Raw genomic sequence first — 1,910 nt, 5'->3', positions numbered from 1 at the left:
AGTAACCGAAATCGAAATTACGGCGTAGAAAATTTCATTTGAACCTTTAATCGCGGCTTCAATTGGCGACATTCCTTCTTCGACTTTTTTGAAAATATTTTCGGTAACTACAATTCCGTCATCGACCACAAGACCGGTTGCGAGAACAATAGCTAAAAGTGTTAATACATTTATCGAAAATCCAAAAAGCCACATGATAAAAAACGTAGCAATTAAAGAAACCGGAATATCAATTAAAGGCCTGAACGCAATTGCCCAGTCTCTAAAAAACAAATAAATAATGATAATTACCAGAATAATAGAAATTCCTAAAGTTTCGGCAACTTCAAGTACAGATTTTTTTACGAAAAGTGTATTGTCCAAAGCAATATTAAGCTTGATATCTTTGGGTAAATCCTTTTTTAAGGCGTCGTATTTTTTATAAAATTCATTTGAAATATCTAAGTAATTCGCTCCCGGCATTGGTACAATTGCCAGACCAATCATAGGAAGTCCTGATGATGTCAATGAAGTTTCGATATTTTCAGGTCCTAATTCGGCACCGCCAACATCGCTTAAACGAACAATTTTATCTCCGTCCGTACGAATGATTATATTATTAAATTCTTCTGGTTTAGAAAGATTTCCGATTGTTTTTACGGTCAACTCGGTATTGTTTCCCGTCAATTTTCCGGATGGCAATTCAACGTTTTGCGCATTTAAAGCATCTCGAACATCAGAAACTGTACAATTATAAGCATTTAGTTTTATCGGATCAATCCATAAACGCATTGCATAACGTTTTTGTCCCCAGATTTGAACTCCGCTGACTCCGGGAATAGTTTCTAAACGCTGAGAAATTACATTTTCGGCATAATCACTTAATTCTAAAGAACTTCTGGTATCACTTTGAACCGTCATCGAAATAATAGATTCACTATCGGCATCTGCTTTAGAAACTACCGGCGGCGCGTCAATATCCTGAGGCAAACTTCTAACGGCTTGTGAAACTTTATCACGAACGTCATTTGCAGCTTCCTCTAAGTTTTTATCTAAATTAAATTCGATTGTAATACTGCTGCTTCCCTGATTACTTGATGATGTAATATTTCGGATTCCGTCAATAGCATTTACGGCTTTTTCAAGAGGTTCTGTAATTTGCGACTCAATAATATCAGAATTGGCTCCTGTATAATTGGTTCTGATGGAAACCTGAGCAGGGTCGATAGAAGGAAATTCCCTAACGCCCAAAAAGGTATAACCAATGAAACCGAATAAAATAATCAAAAGATTCAGTACAATGGTTAAAACAGGTCTTTTTATACTTGTGGTTGATAAACTCATGTGAGATTTATGATTTTAGAGTTGAGATTTTAGAATAAAGAAAATAGAGTACAGATTATAGATTTAAAATTTAAACTCATAATTCATAACTCATAACTCAAAACTATTTTTTTACTTTAACTTTTATAGGTGCATCATTTTTTAATGACATAACGCCACTGGTAATCAAAGTGTCTCCGGCTTTTAATCCGGATAAAATTAAGATCGAAGCATCGGTTCTTGTTGTTGCGTCAACCATAACTTCTTTGGCTTTGCCCATATTTGCGATATATACTTTTTTACCACTTTGTACCGGAACAATAGCTTCTGTAGGAACTACAATAGCATCTTTGATAATATTTAATGGCAATTTTACATCAGCAAAAGTTCCCGGAAAAAGTTTTCCGTCAAGATTATCAGCAATGGCGCGAACTTTAAGTGTTCGTGTGGCAACTTCAACTTCCGGCTCGATTGCGTAAATTTTTGCTGTATATACTTTATCTGATCCTGAAACCGAAAATTCGATTGTTGAACCTGATTTTACTTGTGCAGCATATTTTTCAGGAATAGAAAATGTGATTTTCAATTTTCCTGTATTAACTAATTTT

2 protein-coding genes are annotated in these 1,910 nt (G+C 34.8%); both read right to left on the bottom strand.

Translation table 11 applies throughout. The annotated features are described in order from the left end of the window. On the bottom strand, positions 1-1,323 hold a 1,323-nt coding region (locus ACHZDT_RS15875; protein WP_394775599.1), incomplete at its 3' end, for an efflux RND transporter permease subunit. Between the two features lie 103 nt (positions 1,324-1,426). After that, on the bottom strand, positions 1,427-1,910 hold a 484-nt coding region (locus ACHZDT_RS15870), incomplete at its 5' end, for an efflux RND transporter periplasmic adaptor subunit (RefSeq protein WP_394775598.1).

The organism is Flavobacterium sp., from assembly GCF_043722275.1.
Taxonomy (GTDB): Bacteria; Bacteroidota; Bacteroidia; order Flavobacteriales; family Flavobacteriaceae; genus Flavobacterium.
The sequence above is the reverse complement of the archived record's forward strand: the minus strand, read 5'-3'. Positions and strand labels throughout refer to the sequence as shown.